Source organism: Photobacterium sp. Ph5, from assembly GCF_022129445.1.
GTDB lineage: Bacteria > Pseudomonadota > Gammaproteobacteria > Enterobacterales > Vibrionaceae > Photobacterium.
On record NZ_JADQAQ010000060.1, the window covers coordinates 1 to 21,619 of the forward strand.

The following is a 21,619-nucleotide window of genomic DNA, read 5'->3' on the forward strand; positions in this document are numbered from 1 at the left end:
AGAAACGAGCCATGGGCTATCTCCTGATCTAAATTATGTCAATGTGATCGGCATGCAATACTAATTTACCAATGCCATTACGGCCGGTTTGATAAGAGATAAACCCTCCTACCTTAACATTGCTTCCGATAACTAAATCTTGAGTGAGTACTTGTTGACCTTTGCCACTGACTACCACGTTAATATAACAATATACTTGGCGTGGTAGGCCTGCTTCCTGTTGAATCGAACGATGCTCAAGCACAAAGTGACAATGAGGTATGCCCGCAGGAGACTGGCTTCGTTTGGGTTGTTTAGCAATAGTGCCAACTAACTCCAGACGATTGGTCATTTATACAAATTACTCAGCAGCTGCTTCGCCTTCAGATTGTGCAGTTTCTGCACGATCTTCACGCTTAGTGAAACGCTCTTCTTTAGCCTTCATCATTGGAGATGGCTCAGTAACAGCGTTCTTAGTACGCATGATCATGTTACGGATCACTGCGTCGTTGAAGCGGAAGTTTGACTCAAGCTCGTCAACTACAGACTGCTCAGCTTCAACGTTCATTAGAACGTAGTGTGCTTTGTGCAGTTTGTTGATTGGGTAAGCCATTTGACGACGACCCCAATCTTCTAGACGGTGAATCTGACCACCAGAATCTTTGATAGCAGCAGTGTAACGCTCGATCATGCCAGCAACTTGCTCGCTTTGATCAGGGTGCACCATGAATACGATTTCGTAATGACGCATAGGTTGCTCCTTACGGATTATTCAGCTTCCCTTGTCGGCTCGGTTATCCTGGGGAAGCAAGGAACTAAAAAAAGAACCGAGAATTTGGACGATGGATAGTACAGAGAATGATCAATTGAAGCAAGAAAATTCTGTGCTCTACACCAAGGTTTTTCCTGCCTACTGGCAAGTTATCTTGACTGTTTGTCTATCCCAATAAAAACACCCTTATCCAGTTAAACCGAATAAGGGTGTGGGATTACTGACACCAGACTAAATGTGCAACATTCTTTACTGTTGTCAGTAACATATTAGCTACGTTGACGTACCGCTTCAAACAAACAGATACCTGTGGCTACTGATACGTTTAAGCTTGATACCGAACCTGCCATAGGAATTTTGATCAAATCATCACAGGTTTCACGGGTTAAACGACGCATACCTTCACCTTCTGCACCCATCACAATCGCTAATGGGCCTGTCAGCTTACTTTGGTAAATATCATGCGTTGCTTCACCAGCCGTACCTACAATCCATACGCCTTTATCTTGCAGTGCACGCATGGTACGCGCCAAGTTAGTCACTCGTACTAATGGCATTATTTCAGCCGCGCCACAGGCAACTTTACTTGCCGTAGCGTTCAATTGTGCAGAACGATCTTTCGGGACGATAACAGCAACTGCACCCGCTGCATCCGCATTACGTAGACATGCGCCTAAGTTATGCGGATCGGTCACACCATCTAAAATTAATAATAGTGGGTTTTCTTTACCCACTAATAAATCATCGAGATCGTTCTCATTATATTGCTTACCCGGACGAACACGCGCAACGATACCTTGGTGAGAAGCACCTTTTACTTTGTCATCAAGTGCTTTACGCCCTGCTTCTTGGATCGTGATACCCAGTGACTGCAGCTCTGTTACTAGCGGCAGTAAGCGATCATCTTCTCGTCCTTTCAGTACAAAGACTTCAATAAAACGAACTGGATCAGATGCCAGCACTGCTTTCACGGCATGGATGCCAAAAATCATATCATTACTCATGGTTTAACTCTTCTTTGCTGCGCGTTCGGCTTTTCCCGCACGTTGCTTTTTCTTTTTGCGAGATTTCGGTTTCTTTTTAGTCTCAGCTTTCGGTTTTTCATCCGTCGGCTTACGGCGTTTCTTTGGCTTCGGTTTTTTCTTCTCGTCTGCCAGTGGAATTGCGCCTTCTTTTAGCTTTTTACGTACCGAAGAGCGTTCGCGTTTTGATTCACTGCGCTCTTCTTGTTTTGCCACGCCATCTTCTGATTTATATACTTTCAGGCTTTGACGACGTAGGCCATCGGCTTTACGTAAACGCTGTTTTTTCTCATGGCTCTTAGCCGTTTTACCTGCACCACGTTGCTTGCGCTCAGAGCCAACAATATCAAAGTCAATCTGACGATCGTTTAAGTTAATCGATGCCACTTTCACTTTCACGGTATCGCCTAAACGGTATACTACACCAGAGCTATCACCTACCAAGCGTTGACCTACTGGATCAAACTGGTAGTAGTCATTAGCTAGGTTTGAAATATGAACTAAGCCATCAATGTTCAATTCGTTTAAGCGAACAAAGAAGCCAAAACCTGTCACATTGGCAATCACACCGTCGAACTCATCGCCTAAGTGATCTTGCATGTATTCACATTTAAGCCAGTCAGAGACATCACGGGTTGCATCATCAGCACGACGTTCAGTCATCGAACATTGCTCACCTAATGCATCAATTTCATCAAATGAGTAATGGAAACCACCTGTTGGTGTTGTATTACCGCTGTTACCAGCTTGCTTCGCAACTAAATATTTAATCGCGCGGTGCAGCGTTAAATCAGGGTAACGACGAATTGGCGAGGTAAAGTGCGCATACTCAGTTAATGCCAAGCCAAAGTGACCAATATTGTCACCTTGGTATACCGCCTGCTTCATTGAGCGTAGCAGCATAGTTTGGATTAACTCGCGATCTTTTCGAGTTTGAATCGCATTAGCCAGCTCTGCATAATCTTTCGGTGTTGGCTCTAAACCACCACCAAGATGTAAGCTTAGCTCACCTAAGAAATCACGGAAGCCCTGCAGGCGCTCTTCACCTGGGGTGTCGTGAACTCGGTATAGTGCTGGCTCTTTCGCACTTTCAACAAAACGTGCAGAAGCAATGTTAGCTAAAATCATACATTCTTCGATGATCTTATGTGCTTCATTACGCACAGCCGGCACAATACGGTCAATCTTACGATCCGCATTGAAAATGAACTGGGTTTCAACCGTTTCAAATTCAATCGCACCACGCTCTTCACGTGCAGCTTTCAGCACTTTGAACATGCTGTAAAGCTCTTCTAAATGCGGAACAAGTGGTTCATAACGCTGACGAAGTTCTTCATCGCCTTCAAGCATTTTACTGACTTTGGTATAAGTTAAACGAGCGTGAGAATTCATGACCGCTTCGTAGTGCTTGTAACCTGTTAACTCACCGGTGTCAGAAATGGTCATTTCACACACCATACACAAGCGATCAACTTGCGGGTTCAGTGAACATAATCCATTAGAAAGCACTTCCGGCAACATTGGGATCACTTGTGCAGGGAAGTAAACCGAGTTACCACGCTTAACGGCTTCGTTATCAAGTGCTGATTTATGACGGACGTAATAACTCACATCGGCAATCGCAACCCATAAACGCCAGCCACCTGATGTAGTACGCTCACAGTGAACCGCATCATCAAAGTCACGAGCATCTTCGCCATCAATGGTGACTAGTGGTAATTGACGTAAATCTACACGGCCTTTTTTCGCCTCTTCTGGCACTTCTTCTGTCAAATGTTGAATTTCTTTATCAACTTCTGATGGCCATACGTGCGGAATATCATGGGTGCGTAACGCAATATCAATTTCCATACCCGGCGCCATATTTTCGCCCAGTACTTCTACAATACGACCAACAGCATTGTGCTGACGTGTTGCACGTTGATTGATTTCGACAACCACAACATTACCCATGCGTGCACCTTGGCGAACGTCTTGTGGGATAATGATATCTTGGGCAATGCGCGAATCGTCTGGCACCACATAGCCCATGCCATCTTCAAGGAAAAAGCGACCAACAATCTGGGCTGTGGTTTCTTTTAATACGCGTACCACACGCGCTTCTTTACGGCCGCGTTTATCTTCACCAGCCGCTTGCGCCAAAATGTAATCACCGTGGATCACACCACGCATTTGGTGATGAGGTAATAACAAATCATTATCTTTACCTAGCGAGCCTTCTGGACGTAAAAAACCAAAGCCGTCACGGTGACCCATAACGTAACCTTTGATCAAATCTAAACGTTCAGGCAACGCATAACATTGACGACGAGTGAAAATTAACTGGCCATCACGCTCCATCGCACGTAAACGACGGCGTAAGCCTTCATAGTGATCATCGCCTTCTAGCTTTAGCTCAGCAAATAACTGGTCACGACTCACCGGTGTACTAAAACCACGAATCACTTCAAGTAAGTGTTCACGGCTTGGGATCGGGTTTTCATAATTAGATGCTTCGCGATCGCGAAAAGGGTCGACCGGTAAATCGGTAGTACCTTTAGACATTATATTTTTCCTGTAGGCCAACCTATACCTGAGGTATATCTGGCTTTTAGGTGATCAGACGGGAGCAGCGCTATAAAGACTGCTGCTCCACTAAATTTTGGGAGGAATATGCTAATTAAACGTATAACCAAATGATGTTTTATAACTTGTTAGGGTTGCTTAATAAATTCAGCAACGGCGCATTATCTTCAACTAAGGTTAACAAGGTATATTTATCTAGCTCAGCTAAAAAAGCTTCTCTTGCATCAGCAAGCACACCTTTTAATCGGCAAGCTGGCGTTATATGGCAAAAATCAACGCTACAATTAACAATCTGTAACGGTTCTATTGCGCGTACGACATCGCCAACAATAATAGATTCAGCTGACTTACCTAAACGAATGCCGCCATTTTTTCCGCGCACCGTTTCAATATAGCCTAATTGACCTAATTTATTGATTATTTTAACCATATGGTTACGTGACACATTGTATATTTCTGTCACTTTCGTAATACTTGTTAGCTCACCTTCTGGTAGCGACGCAAGATATATCAGAGCTCGTAAGCCGTAATCGGTAAAACTAGTTAACTGCACAATGGCCCCTCCTGTTGTTATTTTAATCTTCTTATTGACTAAAAGATACAGATCAGATACAACTTATAACATACATTACAAATACATGTTTTAGGAAGTGCTCATGCTTAGTCAAAAAACGATCGATATTGTTAAAACAACAGCTCCTGTCATTGCAGAAGCAGGCCCTATGGTTACCCAACATTTCTATCAGCGTATGTTTAGCCACAACCCTGAGTTAAAAGATGTTTTTAACATGAGCCATCAAAAAAATGGGGCAAATAATGAACCTTCTAGTCAACAAGAAGCGTTATTTAATGCCATTTGTGCTTATGCCAATAATATCGAAAATCTTGCTGTGCTTTTACCAGCAGTAGAAAAGATTGCTCACAAACATACCAGTTTTATGATCACCGCAGAGCAATATAATATTGTTGGCTCTCACCTTATCGCAACCATTGATGAATTATTAGCGCCAGGACAAGATGTATTAGACGCTTGGGCTGAAGCTTATGGATTGCTGGCTAATATTTTCATCAATCGTGAAGAAGAAATCTATCAAGAAAATGCGAATAAAGTCGGTGGATGGCGTGGCACACGTGAGTTCGTCGTAACCAACAAACAACAAGACAGCGAATTTATCACGAGCTTTACCTTTAAGCCGACTGATGGCGGTAAGGTCGCAAGCTATAAACCTGGGCAATATCTTGGGATCTACCTTAATGCTGACGAATTAGAGAACCAAGAAATCCGTCAATATAGCTTATCTTCAGCGCCACAAGATGATCAGTACCGTATTTCAGTAAAACGTGAATCTCACGGTAAAGTTTCAAACTACTTACATAACAATATCAACATTGGCGATAAAGTAATGCTTGCAGCTCCTGCGGGTGACTTCTTCTTAAAAGTTGAAGCAAACACACCAGTCACATTACTTTCTGCAGGTGTAGGTTTAACACCAACGCTTTCAATGCTTGAATCACTGACTGAACACCAAGCACCTGTTAACTGGCTACATGCTACAGAAAATGGCGCACATCATGCTTACAAAAAACAGGTAAAAGCACTCGCGCAGCAGCACAATCACATTCAAGATATCACTTGGTATAACGCGCCGCTTGATAGTGATCTTCCTGCCGAAGATTATGACTACCAAGGCTTGATGGATCTCAGCAAAATAGCACCACAGCTAACAGATGAAAACATGCAGTTTTACTTCTGTGGCCCCGTTGGTTTCATGCAAGCTATTGCCAAACAGCTATTAGCACTAGGTGTATCTGAAGATCGTATTCACTACGAATGTTTCGGCCCACACAAAGTCCTATAACTTAACGCAGCTAATACAACAAAGCACAGCGAAATGCTGTGCTTTTTAATTTGTTTACCGCATGGTTCTAATCGAATTACCATAAGCTTGAACGTTGCTTTGCCCGAGCAATAATGTTTTCAGGCATACGCAATTCTAATTTTCGACGTAACGTATTCAGTCGATTATATAACAACTTATTTGCAGTCGTGGTTTGATACAGCCAGCGGTAAGCATCTTCGTAATCAAGTGGGCTGCCATGATCTGACACTAATAGCTCAGCTAACTGAAGACGCGCTTTAATATTTCCTAGCGCCGCAGCTTCTCGTAAATACGGGATCGCACGCTCTTTATCTTGTTGCAATAACACTCCGTTCGCATAATAACGGCCTAATTGTTCAAGTGCTACCGGTGAGCCTTGCTGCGCAGCCGCTCGCATATAATACAAACCTTGCTCGACATCTTTATCAACACAGACGCCCCAAGCCAACATATCACCATATAAAAACTGATAAGAAGGTGACTCCACTCGTTCTGCTCGCGCCTTAATATCTTGCACAAGCTGGCACTCATCAGCTTTTATTTTTTTCAGGTGCTGATTAGTTTCAAATAGTTGTATTAGTTCATCATCGCTATAAATAGGAACAGCATCCCCCACACTATCCAATGCGTAGGCGGAAGATATCAATAACTGGCTAGTCAATAATAAGATCGGAAGCTTTTTCATCATTAGATCTCAGGCTAGGGATAACCTTTTATCGACATCTAGCCTAAAGACTTTAGCTAACATTCTATTGTTAATTAATGATGCCACTTCCAAAATATACGAATAAGACAGTATTCATTTTAACTAGATATAAAAAAACCAGCCCGAAAGCTGGTTTTTAAATCTATTCGCATCAGCGATGATTATTCACCGTATGGGTGAACTTTGATAATTGTCTCGTTACGGTCAGGACCTGTAGAGATAATATCAATTGGCACGCCAGTTAACTCTTCGATACGCGCGATGTAATCAAGTGCTGCTTGTGGTAGCGCATCTAGTGTCTTAGCACCAAACGTTGTCTCGCTCCAACCCGGCATTGTTTCGTAAATTAGCTCTAGATCTTCGTACTCGTCAGCAGCCATTGGTGAAACTTCTAAGATTTCACCGCTCTTAGTCTTGTACGCAGTACAGATTTTTAGCTCTTTTAAGCCATCTAGTACGTCTAATTTAGTTAGACAGAAGCCAGAGATAGAGTTGATTTGTACCGCACGACGCATAGCAACAGCATCGAACCAACCTGTACGACGTAGACGACCTGTTGTCGCACCAAACTCGTGGCCAACATCACCTAAGTGCTTACCTACTGGATCTTGCTTGTCTAGACCATCGTATAGCTCTGTAGGGAAAGGACCTGCACCAACACGTGTACAGTAAGCTTTCGCAATACCAAGAATGTAACCTAGGTGACGAGGACCAAAGCCAGAACCTGCAGCAACACCACCAGCTGTAGTGTTAGAAGAGGTTACGTACGGATAAGTACCGTGATCGATATCTAGTAGCGTACCTTGCGCGCCTTCAAACATGATCTTGTCGCCACGTAGACGAGCATCATCAAGCTCTTTAGTTACGTCGATAACCATTGAAGTTAGGATATCTGCTTGAGATAGTACTTTTTCTAGTACTTCTTCGTAGCTAACAGGTTCTGCATTGTAGTAATGCTCAAGCTGGAAGTTGTGGTAAGCCATCACTTCTTTAAGCTTTTCAGCAAATGCTTCTTTATTGAAAAGATCGCCAACGCGAAGACCGCGACGTGCAACTTTATCTTCGTAAGCAGGACCGATACCACGACCAGTCGTACCAATTGCTTTTTTACCACGAGCAGCTTCACGCGCTTGGTCAAGTGCAATATGGTAAGGAAGAATTAGCGGACAAGCTTCTGACAGGAATAAACGCTCACGAACAGGAATACCACGAGCTTCTAGTGGACCCATTTCATTCATTAACGCATCAGGAGAAAGCACCACACCGTTACCGATGATGCATTTAACATTGTCACGTAGGATACCTGATGGGATCAGGTGAAGAACTGTTTTCTCACCGTCAATAACTAGGGTGTGACCTGCATTGTGACCGCCTTGGTAGCGAACCACATATTTTGCATCTTCGGTCAGTAGGTCAACGATTTTACCTTTACCTTCGTCACCCCATTGGGTGCCAAGAACGACTACATTATTTGCCATCTTTCTTCATCTATCAGTAGTTAAAAAGGGATTCTAGCACCTTAACATTCAGCTTGCAGTCATTTTTTAGCCGTGTAGACCATTTCTGCAAGCTAACTGTCACGATTGTATGCTTATGTATTTTACATCTGTCTATACATCATATACGCAATAACAGCGCCCGCAACAACCAAACAACCACCAATGCGACGCAAATTATTATCATTTTGTTGGCTTAACTGGCTAACCATCTCTCGCCATCCGCGAGGCGCAAGTAATGGTCCTAAGCCCTCAACCACTAATACTAAGCCTAGTGCCATCCAAATTGAATGTGACATTTTTTCTTTTCCCCATAAAAAAAGACAAGGCCGAAGCCTTGTCTTTACGATAACAGATGTCTGTTGTGATTGGTTTAGTTTGCTTTAAGCTCTGAATGATTCATGTACTTAAAGAATTCATTGTTAGGATCAACAACCAATACATCATTTTTAGAGTTGAAACTCTTCTCGTAAGCTTTTAGCGAACGCCAGAAGCTGTAAAACTCTGGGTTTTGGCTATAAGCTTTTGAGTAAATCTCTGCCGCTTTCGCATCTGCGTCACCACGAATAACCTGTGCTTTTCGTTTCGCTTCAGAAAGCACGGTTGCAACCTCAAGCTCAGAACGAGCACGTAGCTCTTCAGCACGTTGACGACCTTGAGAACGGTAACTACGCGCTACTGATTCACGCTCAGCACGCATACGACGATAGATAGACTCACTGATTTCATCTGGCAGGTTAATTTTCTTAATTCGGAAATCAACCACTTCAATACCTAAGTCTTTCGCGCTTTCACGTGTTTCTTCAAGTACATCTGCCATGATTTGATCACGTTGGCCTTCAATTTTCTTCACCGGTACCACACCTTCAATTACCGCTAGAGCAGCTTTAGCCGCTTTAGTTTGTGCAATATCAGACGCTGTCGCTGGTGTTGAAATACTATCTTCTCCAGACACGATCTGCTTAATTTCTTTCGAACCGATTTCAGCACGTAGGCTATCGACCACTTTACGCTTTAATAGCGCTTCAGCAGTTGATGTATTACCACCACCTGTTGCTAGGTAGTACTTACCAAAATCTTTGATACGCCATTTCACATAGGTATCAATGATCACGTCTTTCTTTTCAGCCGTTAAAAAACGATCTGCCTGATCATCCATAGTTTGAATACGTGCATCTAAATCATGAACACGGTCAAACACTGGTACTTTAAAATGTAGGCCGGGCTCATAAATACGGGCAATTTCAGTATTGTTATCTTTTAAGATACGACCGAAACGCACCACGATACCACGCTCACCTTCTTGTACGACAAACACTGACATCAATAATAGAGCAATAAAAATCACTACTACTGGGATCATTAACTTACGCATAATTAATATCTCCCTTGACGACCAGTATCAGCACGAGGCGCAGGTGCTACTGGAGTTGGAGTTTCAACTTTCTCTAACTCAATACCGCTTAAACGATCTGAATTATCGGCTTTCTTATCAGCTTTATTTGACTGAGACATCAGTTTATCAAGTGGTAAGTACATCATATTGTTACTACCACCAGATTTAGTATCAATTAACACTTTGCTGGTATTGCTATACACCTGCTCCATGGTATCAAGATACAAACGCTCACGTGTTACTTCTTTCGCCGCTAGGTATTGTGGCAACAATTTATCAAACTGTGCAACATCACCCAATGCGCCGTTAATTACACGCTCAGAGTAACCTTCAGCTTCGTTCTTCAAACGCTCAGCACGACCCGTTGCTTTTGGCAAAATGTCATTACTGTAAGCTTCTGCTTCACGAACATAACGTTCTTCATCCTCGCGCGCGGCAATTGCATCATCAAATGCATCTTTCACCGCTTCAGGTGGTCGTGCTGACTGGAAGTTCACATCAACAACACGAATACCCATATCGTATTTTGCAATGATTTTATCAATCGCTACTTGAGTATTAGCACGAATAGTTTGACGACCTGTCGTCAAAGCCTGATCCATGGTTGAATCACCAATCACGGCACGAAGTGCAGAGTCCGTTGCTTGACGCAAACTATCATCTGCATTAGTCACGCTAAATAGGTACTTTTCAGCATTATCAACGCGGTACTGAACATCCATTTCAACTTTCAATACGTTTTCATCTTTCGTTAACATCAAGCCTGATGCACGAAGAGAACGAATCGCCTGAACGTTAACAGGAATAACTTCATCGATAAACGTTGGTTTCCAATTCAGACCTGGTTTTACAACTTGGTCAAATTTACCGAAACGTAGCACAACACCTTGCTCTGCTTCGCCAATAGTATAGAAACCTGAAAAACCCCACACAGCAGCTGCTAGTACAGCTACTGCACCCAAGCCAACAGCGCTCCCACTGCCACTTGGCCCTTTTTTGTTTCCAAACACACCACCCACTTTACGACTTAGTTTTGAAAAAACTTCATCGAGATCTGGTGGTCCTTGTTCACGTCCACCGCGATTATTATTACCCCAAGGGTCTTTATCATCACGGCCGCCGTTGTTTCCAGGCTCATTCCACGCCATTATAGAACTCCATCAATATGATATGACGACAGTTTTTATTACTCTAGCAATCCATTAAGCAACGATAAAGTCATCTAACGAAGTACTTTCTCTTTTTTGTAATCGAGACCATTCCGCCAAAGGCAAACGAATATCAATCATCAAATAACCGTCTGATTCGTATTCTTCTTGTAAAATACATCCAAGCTGATAAAACTTGCTACGGATACGCCCAATCATTTCAGGGGGTACACGTAAAGTATGCGCTACCATAGTACCGGAGAGGCGTTCAGTTAGTGCTTGGAATAACAAGTCAATGCCTTGCCCTTCCATCGCTGAAACCCAAACGCGACGAGGAACTCCCTCTTCATCTCGTTCAATGCGAGGCTCTGCATGCTCTAAATTATCAATTTTATTCATGATAATTAAAGTAGGCACCTCACCCGCATCTATTTCTTCTAGTACTGTTTCAACAGCTTCAACGTTTTCACGGAAGCGATCATCACTTGCATCAACTACATGAAGTAACAAATCGGCTTCTTGTGTTTCTTTAAGGGTAGCTTTAAATGCTGCCACTAGATCGTGGGGAAGATGTCGAATAAATCCAACGGTATCAGCTAAAATAGCGGTACCTACATCAGCCACTGCAATTTTACGTAGTGTAGGATCTAGAGTTGCAAACAGTTGATCGGCGGCGTAAACCCCCGCATCGGTGATCCGATTAAAGAGTGTGGATTTACCAGCATTGGTATATCCCACTAATGAGATCGTTGGAATTTCTGCACGATTACGCGCACGTCTTCCTTGATCACGCTGTTTAGCCACTTTATCTAAACGACGTAGAATTGTTTTAATTCGATCGCGCAATAAACGTCTATCTGTTTCAAGCTGCGTTTCACCAGGTCCACGCAGACCGATCCCCCCTTTTTGTCGCTCAAGGTGAGTCCAACCACGAATTAATCGGGTTGATATATGACGTAACTGTGCTAACTCAACTTGCAACTTACCTTCATGGGTACGTGCACGTTGAGCAAATATATCTAAGATCAAACCTGTTCTGTCGAGTACACGACACTGACAAATTTGCTCCAAGTTACGCTCTTGAGCGGGAGACAAGGAGTGGTTAAAGATAACGATATCAGCTTCCGCTGTTCTTACCGCGTCGGCAATTTCTTGTGCCTTACCTTCTCCAACGTAATATTTAGGGTGCGGCGTCTTACGGCTGCCTGTGACAACATGCAGTGTATTGACACCCGCTGAGGAGACCAGCATTTCAAACTCGCTAAGATCTTCCCATTCCCCATCTTGCGTGAAGTTAATATGAACAAGAATCGCCTGTTCACCGGCTTCATAACGGTCAAACAAGCAATTAACTCCTTAATGGAAGAATAATTATTCTTCAGTTTTTTCTGGGCGGTCTGTACCTGCTGGACGATCACCTGCGTGGTGATGGTTCACTGGACGAGCAGGAACGACTGTTGAAATAGCATGCTTATATACCATTTGGTTTACAGTGTTTTTTAATAGGATCACAAATTGATCAAAAGACTCAATTTGTCCCTGTAGTTTGATACCGTTTACCAAGTAAATTGAGACCGGAATTCGTTCACGACGCAGCGCATTTAAAAACGGGTCTTGCAGAGATTGCCCCTTAGCCATTATTTCTTTTCCTTATTTGTTTGTAGTTGTATTAGCAACGAACAAAAACTAAAAATACGCAAAGCAGTTCAGAGTATACACGTTAATCAAACATCACATCTAACTGAGTTTGTGACTGTTTGTAACGCGGAATCCACATCACTACTATCCAACCAGGTCAAATCTTTCCAACCGCGAAGCCAGGTGATTTGACGCTTTGCTAATTGACGGGTAGCACAGATACCACGGAAAACCGCTTCATCTAAGTCATAATTCCCGTCCAAATATTCCCACATCTGACGATAACCAACGCAACGTATAGAAGGAAGTTCTAGGTGAAGATCACCACGCTCGTGCAACGCACGTACTTCCTGCTCAAAACCTGCCTCGATCATTTTATTGAACCTAAGCTCAATTCGCTGATGCAGTACAGCCCTATCCATGGGAGTGATTGCAAATTGATGAACCTTGTAAGGTAAAGATTCACCTTGAGTTTTTGTTAACTCAGTTAAAGTTTTACCCGAAATTCGGAAAACTTCCAATGCACGAGATAATCGCTGTGGATCATTGGGATGAATTCTTGCCCCAGCTACGGGATCAATCCTTACTAATTCATCATGCAATGCTTGCCATCCAAGCTCAGCAGCATCTCGTTCAATCCCTGCGCGAACCTCAAGATCTGCAGCAGGTAAAGGCGACAAACCTTCCAATAAAGCCTTGTAGTACAACATAGTACCACCAACTAATAAAGGAATTCGCCCTGCTGCAACTATATCAGCCATTTCTTTCAGTGCATCAGCACGAAAGTCTGCAGCCGAATAACTTTGCGCTGGATCACGAATATCGATCAAACGGTGCGGTGCTAATGCAAGTTCATGCGCATCAGGCTTTGCTGTACCGATATCCATTCCCTTATAGATAAGGGCAGAATCAACACTAATCAACTCAACAGGCAGTTGTTCTCGTAAGCGAATTGCAAGATCGGTTTTACCCGAAGCTGTTGGTCCCATTAAAAAAATGGCTTGAGGTTGTGGCTTAGTTATCATTATTTAAATGCTTCTATTGCTGATTGCATATCTACCGGTCGAAATAACTGGCTTTCATGATCTGCCAATTTATCTCCCCATAGTTGCTCTAATTCAGAGACTAGCTGAATGGCTTGCGACAAACTGTAACTTGCCACAATACCGACACATTGTTCAGCTAACCAATATAATAATTTATCCCACCCTTGTGCTTCAGAGTCATCACTCGCTGTTAGCAGGTAGGTTAACAAATTCGGGATCAACTGTTGTAAATTTTGTTGCCTTAATGGCATACATACTGACATGATTATTATGCCATTTCTCCCTTTCGCTTTCAGTTGAATCCCTAATTGTTTAAGTAACATTGCATGTTGTTCAGCACAGGCAATTAACTCGCTCTCGACAGGCACTGATAATGGGATCAAAAGCGGTTGAGGTTTTAACCCTTCCGTTTGTGCTAAACGCAATTGCCCGACATAACGCAGTAACTCTGCATGATCTAAAGCCAGTAAAACGATATCAGTCTCTTGCTGCATCAGTAAGTAACGTTCAGACACTAAGCATAATGCTTTACCCAGCCCCGTTGCTTTACCGGCTACCGCATGTTGCTTTACAACCGCAGTTGAAGATATCGATTGCCATTCTCGACGAGGCTCTGCAACATGCTCTATAGATTGTTCTACTTTTGCCGGCACTTCTGTTTGTAACAGCTTTTGATACGCCTTGATCTCAGCCGCCGTCGGCCCTTCCGGTTTAGGAGAACGTGAAGCGCCAGATGAAGTATCAGAGGTTCTCGTTGTATTTATTGTTTGATCGCTGCGTTGTCGCTCACTAGGGCTACGATCATACTGGTATGGCTCTCTGTGCGTGTTTGATGAAGCAGAATAAGAAGACGATATATTATGCTCAGACGCTTCACTTACCGCATATTCAGCTGATACTGCTGAGCCACGCATATCACTCTCAATGGGTGAGCTTGCTGAATATGACGGTGTCGACGCAGACTTATTCCATTCCGATGACGGTGATTTATGAGGATACTCAGGCACGGCATCAATCGCTTGAACGACTCTTTGAGTGACTTGAGCCTCAGGTTCAATCACTACACCATCTTCATCGACTTCAATGCTGTGAGCACTCGCACGTGTTGGTGATTGATAATGATGCTGCTCTTCTTCTAATGCACCTTGCTGTAACGCACTTTGTAAGGCTTGGTAGATAAAATCGTGTACCAGCCGTGCTTGATGAAAACGTACTTCATGTTTTGCCGGGTGTACATTGACATCCACTTGATGCGGATCGACATCAATATAAAGTACGTAAGCAGCATACTGATCAGATCGTAAGCTTGATTCATACGCCTGACGGATCGCATGATTGATCAGCTTATCTTTCATCATCCGCCCATTAACGTAACAATACTGGATATCGTTTTGTGCACGAGCACCTTGCGAGCTACATACCCAGCCTGACAATTTTAAATCACCATGTGCTAACTCAACCACTAAAGCATGTTGTAAAAAGCCAGAACCACATGCTGTTGCTAGTCGACGTTCTTTTTGAATTGGTGTTTGTGCTGTTCTGTATTGTCGAATAATCTTACCGTTATGGCGCAAAGTTATAGCCACATCAAAGCGGCTTAACGCTATGCGTTTGATCAACTCATCAATATGATTAAATTCGGTTTTTTCTGTCCGTAAAAACTTGCGACGCGCAGGTGTATTAAAGAAAAGATCAAGAACTTCTAGCGTTGTACCTACCGGATGGGCTGCAGGTTTTAACTGTACGTCCATATCTCGACCTTCAGCATACGCTGACCACGCTTCTTCTTGCGCTTGAGTACGGGAAGTTAACGTTAAACGAGAGACGGAACTGATACTGGCAAGCGCTTCACCACGAAAGCCAAGACTGACTATCGCTTCAAGATCATCCAGGGTAGTAATTTTAGAAGTCGCATGACGGCTAAGGGCAAGAGCAAGCTCATCTTTGGGGATCCCTTTTCCATTATCACGAATACGAATAAGCCGGCTGCCGCCCTTTTCGATATCAATATCGATTCGAGTAGCACCGGCATCAAGACTGTTTTCAACAAGCTCTTTGACTACAGAAGCAGGGCGTTCAACAACTTCACCCGCTGCAATCTGGTTAGCCAGCCGAGCGGGTAAAATCTGAATCGGCATAATTAACTTCTTGGTATGATTAGCGTCTGTCCTACAGCTAGTTTATCAGAACGTAGCTTATTCGTAGCACGAATAGTTGCAACTGATACACCATATTTATCAGCAATCTTACTCAAAAACTCACCGCGTTTAACTTTATGATGAACATATTTAGGCGCAGCAACGGCAATTTTCAATTTTTGCCCAAGCATTACATTGTCTGATTTAAGGTGATTAAGTTGACGAATACTGCTCATGGTAACACCATATTTTGCTGCAATCTTACCTAAATATTCACCTCGTACGACTTTATGTACGATCACTTTGGTGGAAGCCACAGGTTTCACTGTCGAGCGGCTAGATGTACTCACCACTTTAGTTGGCGTCGAAGTCGAAGCCGTCTTAATGTTACCTGGAATGATCAACACTTGACCGATATTCACTGAGTTTGATTTCAGATGATTCGCCGCTTTAATCGATGCCATCGACACGCCATATTTCTGTGCAATACCACTTAATGACTGCCCCGATGTCACTTTATGTTTACTTCCACGTCCTTTTAAACGAGAGGCAAACAACGTTCCTTCAGGTGGATTAGCTTCAAAATACTGCAACACCCCTTTGTAAACCGCATTTGCTAATTGGTTCTGGTGTGATGTCGTATTAAGTAATCTCTCTTCTGTTGGGTTAGTAATAAAACCAGTTTCAACCAATAGCGAAGGAATATCAGGTGATTTTAATACAGCTAAACTTGCATATTGTGGAGCCGTTTTATGTAGACGAGCCACTTTACGTAATTCATGCAATACACGAGTGGCAACATCGTAGCCTTCTTTTTGTGAGTAACTGAATTGAAGATCTAATACAGCACGGCCAAGATACTTATCTTTTGTATTATTAGATAAAACATCACCGCCACCTAATAGCTCTGATTGTTTCTCACTTTGTTCTAACCAACGACCAATTTCAGTATTCGCACGACGTGTATTTAACACCCATACAGAAGCACCACGAGGTTGCGGTTTGGTAAAGCCATCAGCATGGATAGAAACTAAAAGAAGGGCTTTATTCTTACGCGCAATCTCTGAACGCTTACCCAATGGAACAAAGTAGTCACCACGGCGAGTTAATACTGCACGCATACCCGTTGTTGCATTGATCTTAGCTGCCAGTTTTTTCGCAACTGCTAGTGTGACATTTTTTTCATATTTACGCGTTGGACCGATAGAGCCAGGATCATCACCACCGTGACCTGCATCAACAGCAACCACAATATCAGCAGTGCCTGATGGCATTTTAGCTTGATTGTTCGCCGTTGCTTTCGCTTCTTCTTTTTCTTCTGTTGCCCCCACAGTTTTAGCATTGCCATTAGGTAAATCTAAAACGAGACGATAGCCATAGCTACCATTTGGGGTAGGAGCTAATGAAAATATTTTAGGGGTGACGCCTCGCTTAATTTCAAACACTAGACGCGTCGCCCCTTTTTCAGGCGCAGTACTTTTACGAACCTTGGTTAAAATATCACTATCTTTAACGACAACAGGTAGCTTCGTTTTAATCTTAGTATCTTTAAGATCAACCACTAAACGGGAAGGCCCTGCTAATGAAAAATGAGAATAGTCCGCCTTATTTTGCAGATCTAACACAACACGTGTTTCATCTGGCGCAGGCCAAATTCTCACCCCTTTGAGTTCATTTGCCCAAGAGGCAGCAGAACTCACTAACCCAGCTCCTACAACGAAGAGCTTTAAATACGTCCGTAACGCCATCCTAATTAACTCAACTCCAAATGATTGATCAATGTTGCACCATATTCCGTCTTGGCGCGGATCAATACTTTCCTCTGCTCACCGTGATAACTCATTTCTAATTCAAGATCAGGTTGAGGCAATAACCCGTCTCCTTTTTCAGGCCACTCAACTAAACAAATAGCATCATCGGTGAAATAATCACGAATTCCCATAAATTCTAATTCTTCAGGATCGGCAAGACGGTAAAGATCAAAATGATAGACTTGCCAAGGTGCAAGATCATAAGGTTCAACCAAAGTATATGTAGGACTCTTAACATTACCTTGATGACCCAACGCTCGAATAAAACCACGACTAAACGTTGTTTTTCCTGCACCTAGATCGCCGTGAAGATAAATCGTTGTTTGTTGCGTGCAGGCTTTAGCTAATTTAAGGCCAAAATCTACTGTTGCCTGCTCATCAGCAAGAAAGGTTTCAAATGTTTGCATGTTTTTATCTTGGATTGACTAATTGACGAATAAACGGAAATAGATCTGATACCAGCATACCACGCTCTCCGCTTTGCGCACACAAATCTGCAGCTCTGCTATGAATCCAGACTCCTACATAAGCTGCTTCTGCTAATGCAAAGCCTTGACCGAGTAATGCACCAATAATACCTGATAATACGTCACCCATCCCTCCGGTTGCCATTCCAGGATTACCGCAAGTACAGATCCACAACGTATCACCATCATAAATTAAACTGCCAGCCCCTTTTAGAACAACAACACCGCCATAGTTTTGCTGCAAACGCTGAATCGCAGCAAACCGATCAGCTTCAACCTCAGCAATGGAGACGTTCAATAATCGCGCCGCCTCACCGGGGTGTGGCGTAATGATCCGATTCTCTCGATAATCAGGTGCCTTTGCCAGTAAATTAAGACCATCTGCATCAACAACACAAGGTTTATCAACATGATGACACTGCGCAAAGAGAGATTGCCCCCAATCACTGGTTCCAAGCCCTGGGCCTAATACAACGACATCAGACCAAGTTAACTTATCAACAACTGTATTTAATGAGTCTTGCCAACCAATAGCCATTATCTCAGGTCTCATCATCACAATTGACAGTGCATTGTCAGGTCGTGTAATTACCGAAGTTAAACCAGCACCTGCACGGGCGCAGGCTTCTGACGATAATCGAATCGCTCCCGCCATCCCCAGATCACCACCAATACAAAGCACTCGACCAAAACATCCTTTATGAGCAACACGGGAACGCACAGATAAGAGCGAGCGCACCATAGATTCTGTTACATGGTATGCCGAGGGAGCGATTATATTAAGTAATTGATCGCCCATGCCTAAATCAGCAAAATAGCGCTCGCCACAATATTGTGCAGCTTGTCCAGTTGTGAGTCCCTGTTTAAAACCAATAAAAGAGATCGTTTGTGAAGCCTTACTGACAACGCCAAAAGTTGTACCTGTATCTGCACATAGCCCTGAAGGCACATCGACCGCAATCACCGGCGTCGTTTGCTGATTAATCCAGCTTATACGATCTGCAATATCAGAGCGAACCTCACCTTTCATCCCGATCCCTAATAACGCATCAATAATTAACTCATAACTTGTAGTGGGTGTATCGGTGATCGTTTTACCTGTACATTGCAACCACTGAGCACGCGCACAGCAGGCATCTGCAGGCAAATGCTAATATTAGGCATTTCCCATACCGTAATATCCATGCCTTGTTCATACGCTAACCGTGCCACTACATAGCCATCACCACCATTATTACCTTTACCGCAGCACACTAATAATTTTTTGCATTGAGGATACAACTGCATCATAAGATCAAATGTTGCTTTTCCAGCACGCTCCATTAAATGATAAAGCGTGACACCATTTTGCTCTGCGAGTAATTGTTCACCTTGCCTTATTTGTTCTGAGGTATAGACCAATAAGGGGATGCCATGAGTAACCATATTTAAAGAGCCCTCAATAAACGTGCAATAACTATAACCAATCAAAATACACAGTGTTAATTTTATCCACCACAGTCGTAATGTATGAGATCATTATCTCAGACTATTATTAGCAATCCATATTCTCACCGCTATGATCAAAACAAGAATATGCTAGAATGCGCCCCCTTTCATTTAGCGCAATATAAAAGAGTTCGGTTATGACTATCGATTACCATCAACTTGCTGAGCAGATCAAAACTTGGGGACAAGAGCTGGGCTTTCAACAAGTGGGTATCACTGATATTGATTTGTCACAACACGAAGCTGAATTGCAACGCTGGCTTGATGCTGGCTATCACGGTGATATGGACTGGATGGCACGTCATGGCATGATGCGTGCGCGCCCTGCTGAACTGTTACCAGGCACTATACGTGTGATCAGCGTAAGAATGAATTACCTTCCTCCTCACGCAGAGTTTGCCCAAACACTTAAGCAACCTCAAAAAGCGTTTATCAGTCGCTATTCTCTCGGTCGTGATTACCATAAACTGATCCGTAATCGACTAAAACAATTAGGACAACGTATTGAGCACGTCGTAGGGCAATTTGGTTGCCGACCTTTTGTTGACTCAGCACCAATCCTAGAACGCCCTCTGGCACAAAAAGCAGGCCTTGGTTGGACAGGCAAACATTCACTTATCTTAAATGAACAAGCAGGCTCTTGGTTCTTTTTAGGTGAACTATTAGTTGATATTCCACTGCCAATTGATAAATCAAGCAGTGATCAATGTGGTAAATGTGTCGCTTGTATAACGAGCTGTCCAACAGGTGCTATTGTTGAAGAAGGGATCGTGGATGCTCGTCGTTGTATCTCATACTTAACGATTGAATTTGATGGTGTGATCCCAGAGCAATACCGCAGTGCTATCGGTAACCGTATCTATGGTTGCGATGACTGCCAGTTAGTTTGTCCAATAAACAGACATGGACAATTAACTGAAGAGCACGATTATCACTGCCGTGACAGCTTATACCAACAAGATTTACTGACTCTTTATGCCTGGGATGAAGCGACATTCTTAAAAAATACTGAAGGCTCAGCTATTCGCCGGATAGGCCACATTCAATGGCTGAGAAATATTACTATTGCATTGGGTAATGCCCCCTATCAAATAGAAATTGTTGGAGCACTTCAGCAACGTCAAGGGATCAGTGAATTACTTGATATACATATCGATTGGGCGCTATCGCAACAACAACAAAGAAAAGAGCAACTCGCTCTCGAAATTTTACCAACTAAAACAAAACGTTTAGTACGGATTATTGAGAAAGGCTTACCTCGAGATGCATAAGTCACTCGGGGGATATGTGGAAAACTTTTTAAAGTTAGTCTTTTTCTTGGGGATAGGTAAAGATTAAACACAGGAGGTGGATAACATAATCAAGATAGTTATCCCTAGGAAGAACATGACCTAAGAACTGTTGAAAAGCAGGTATAACAATCAACATTTACATTATAAAACATAAAGTTAAGAAAAAATAAAACACCTGTGAATAACGGTAATTAAACACTATTCAAATAAAATTTTAAAGTTACTCACATAGCATCAGCACATCTAATCAACCAACTTACCCACAGTACGTGCAGTGTGGATAACTCTGTTAATTTCATTGTGATCTAACGGTGAAATACTATTATAAAAATAATGTGTTAGCGCTATCTGCAATGTTATTCGCTCAAATAGCACAGCTTTATGCACTACTGTTGAATAGATAAACATTACTAAGAAAAGAGCGTACGCGTTAGTTATATCGCGCCAATACAGCAGTATTGATGTTACAACATGAACGCCTTGTATTGCTGAGACAGCAAAAACAACCATTAAAGGTTGCTTTATACAAAGTAAGTTATGTTGTCGAAGCCGTTCGCTTCTAAGTGGGCTTCGTAGCTACGCTAGAAACACTTGAAGCAGTACACTGATGATATCGGTAATCGAATACCTCAGGAATACTACATTAGGACTATTACTTCACAGCAATAGTTCATCGATAAGTTCGATGATAACTTTGTTTATCTACAATAAAATAAACAATAATTTGGAGCGACACACGAGGTTCGAACTCGTGACCTCAACCTTGGCAAGGTTG

The 21,619-nt window shown here is 42.8% G+C and carries 17 protein-coding genes and 2 pseudogenes; 2 read left to right on the forward strand and 17 right to left on the reverse strand.

What is annotated here, in order from left to right; genetic code table 11:
* Nucleotides 1-28: 28 nt before the first annotated feature.
* From priB to nsrR, 5 genes are all read right to left on the reverse strand, one after another.
* Nucleotides 29-331 carry a primosomal replication protein N gene (priB, locus tag I3259_RS17570; RefSeq protein WP_005372796.1) on the reverse strand — a complete coding sequence of 101 codons (303 nt, stop codon included), beginning with the start codon at nucleotides 329-331 and terminating at the stop codon, nucleotides 29-31.
* Nucleotides 332-340: 9 nt separating this feature from the next.
* Complete coding sequence (rpsF, locus tag I3259_RS17575) at nucleotides 341-730, reverse strand: 30S ribosomal protein S6 (protein ID WP_005372798.1); 390 nt, start codon at nucleotides 728-730, stop codon at nucleotides 341-343.
* A 290-nt stretch (nucleotides 731-1,020) separates the two neighbouring features.
* On the reverse strand, nucleotides 1,021-1,755 hold the full coding sequence (gene rlmB / locus I3259_RS17580) for a 23S rRNA (guanosine(2251)-2'-O)-methyltransferase RlmB (protein ID WP_005372799.1): 735 nt from the start codon (nucleotides 1,753-1,755) through the stop codon (nucleotides 1,021-1,023).
* A 3-nt stretch (nucleotides 1,756-1,758) separates the two neighbouring features.
* Nucleotides 1,759-4,317, reverse strand: a complete 2,559-nt coding sequence (gene rnr / locus I3259_RS17585; RefSeq protein ID WP_238031022.1) for a ribonuclease R — start codon at nucleotides 4,315-4,317, stop codon at nucleotides 1,759-1,761.
* A 139-nt stretch (nucleotides 4,318-4,456) separates the two neighbouring features.
* A complete protein-coding gene (gene nsrR / locus I3259_RS17590) occupies nucleotides 4,457-4,891 on the reverse strand; it encodes a nitric oxide-sensing transcriptional repressor NsrR (protein WP_238031023.1) in 435 nt (144 codons plus the stop codon).
* A 103-nt stretch (nucleotides 4,892-4,994) separates the two neighbouring features.
* On the opposite strand from nsrR, the gene hmpA reads away from it, so the two are divergent.
* On the forward strand, nucleotides 4,995-6,197 hold the full coding sequence (hmpA, locus tag I3259_RS17595) for an NO-inducible flavohemoprotein (RefSeq protein ID WP_238031024.1): 1,203 nt from the start codon (nucleotides 4,995-4,997) through the stop codon (nucleotides 6,195-6,197).
* A 76-nt stretch (nucleotides 6,198-6,273) separates the two neighbouring features.
* Here hmpA and I3259_RS17600 read toward each other — a convergent pair whose 3' ends face one another.
* The 12 genes and pseudogenes from I3259_RS17600 to I3259_RS17655 form a co-directional block, all read right to left on the reverse strand.
* The gene (locus I3259_RS17600) at nucleotides 6,274-6,903 is read right to left on the reverse strand and encodes a tetratricopeptide repeat protein (RefSeq protein ID WP_238031033.1); all 630 of its coding nucleotides are present in this window, start codon (nucleotides 6,901-6,903) and stop codon (nucleotides 6,274-6,276) included.
* A 182-nt stretch (nucleotides 6,904-7,085) separates the two neighbouring features.
* Entirely contained in the window at nucleotides 7,086-8,402 is a 1,317-nt protein-coding gene (locus I3259_RS17605) for an adenylosuccinate synthase (RefSeq protein ID WP_238031025.1), read from the reverse strand.
* A gap of 122 nt (nucleotides 8,403-8,524) precedes the next feature.
* Complete coding sequence (locus I3259_RS17610) at nucleotides 8,525-8,719, reverse strand: DUF2065 domain-containing protein (protein ID WP_005372812.1); 195 nt, start codon at nucleotides 8,717-8,719, stop codon at nucleotides 8,525-8,527.
* Nucleotides 8,720-8,793: 74 nt separating this feature from the next.
* Nucleotides 8,794-9,795: a protease modulator HflC gene (hflC, locus tag I3259_RS17615; protein WP_238031026.1), complete on the reverse strand. Its 1,002-nt coding sequence runs from the start codon at nucleotides 9,793-9,795 to the stop codon at nucleotides 8,794-8,796.
* Between the two features lie 110 nt (nucleotides 9,796-9,905).
* Nucleotides 9,906-10,964, reverse strand: a pseudogene (gene hflK / locus I3259_RS17620) (FtsH protease activity modulator HflK); the annotation flags it as partial.
* A 54-nt stretch (nucleotides 10,965-11,018) separates the two neighbouring features.
* A complete protein-coding gene (hflX, locus tag I3259_RS17625; RefSeq protein ID WP_105061375.1) occupies nucleotides 11,019-12,308 on the reverse strand; it encodes a ribosome rescue GTPase HflX in 1,290 nt (429 codons plus the stop codon).
* Nucleotides 12,309-12,335: 27 nt separating this feature from the next.
* The gene (gene hfq, locus I3259_RS17630) at nucleotides 12,336-12,602 is read right to left on the reverse strand and encodes an RNA chaperone Hfq (protein ID WP_238031028.1); all 267 of its coding nucleotides are present in this window, start codon (nucleotides 12,600-12,602) and stop codon (nucleotides 12,336-12,338) included.
* Between the two features lie 86 nt (nucleotides 12,603-12,688).
* Complete coding sequence (gene miaA / locus I3259_RS17635; protein ID WP_238031034.1) at nucleotides 12,689-13,624, reverse strand: tRNA (adenosine(37)-N6)-dimethylallyltransferase MiaA; 936 nt, start codon at nucleotides 13,622-13,624, stop codon at nucleotides 12,689-12,691.
* Nucleotides 13,625-13,626: 2 nt separating this feature from the next.
* Complete coding sequence (gene mutL / locus I3259_RS17640) at nucleotides 13,627-15,786, reverse strand: DNA mismatch repair endonuclease MutL (protein WP_238031029.1); 2,160 nt, start codon at nucleotides 15,784-15,786, stop codon at nucleotides 13,627-13,629.
* 2 nt (nucleotides 15,787-15,788) lie between these two features.
* Nucleotides 15,789-17,534: a LysM peptidoglycan-binding domain-containing protein gene (locus I3259_RS17645; RefSeq protein WP_238031030.1), complete on the reverse strand. Its 1,746-nt coding sequence runs from the start codon at nucleotides 17,532-17,534 to the stop codon at nucleotides 15,789-15,791.
* A 5-nt stretch (nucleotides 17,535-17,539) separates the two neighbouring features.
* Nucleotides 17,540-18,004, reverse strand: a complete 465-nt coding sequence (gene tsaE / locus I3259_RS17650) for a tRNA (adenosine(37)-N6)-threonylcarbamoyltransferase complex ATPase subunit type 1 TsaE (protein WP_238031031.1) — start codon at nucleotides 18,002-18,004, stop codon at nucleotides 17,540-17,542.
* 4 nt (nucleotides 18,005-18,008) lie between these two features.
* Nucleotides 18,009-19,489 (reverse strand): annotated as a pseudogene (locus I3259_RS17655) (NAD(P)H-hydrate dehydratase).
* Between the two features lie 200 nt (nucleotides 19,490-19,689).
* Here I3259_RS17655 and queG point away from each other — a divergent pair.
* Complete coding sequence (gene queG, locus I3259_RS17660; protein WP_238031032.1) at nucleotides 19,690-20,823, forward strand: tRNA epoxyqueuosine(34) reductase QueG; 1,134 nt, start codon at nucleotides 19,690-19,692, stop codon at nucleotides 20,821-20,823.
* The last annotated feature ends 796 nt before the right edge of the window (nucleotides 20,824-21,619 follow it).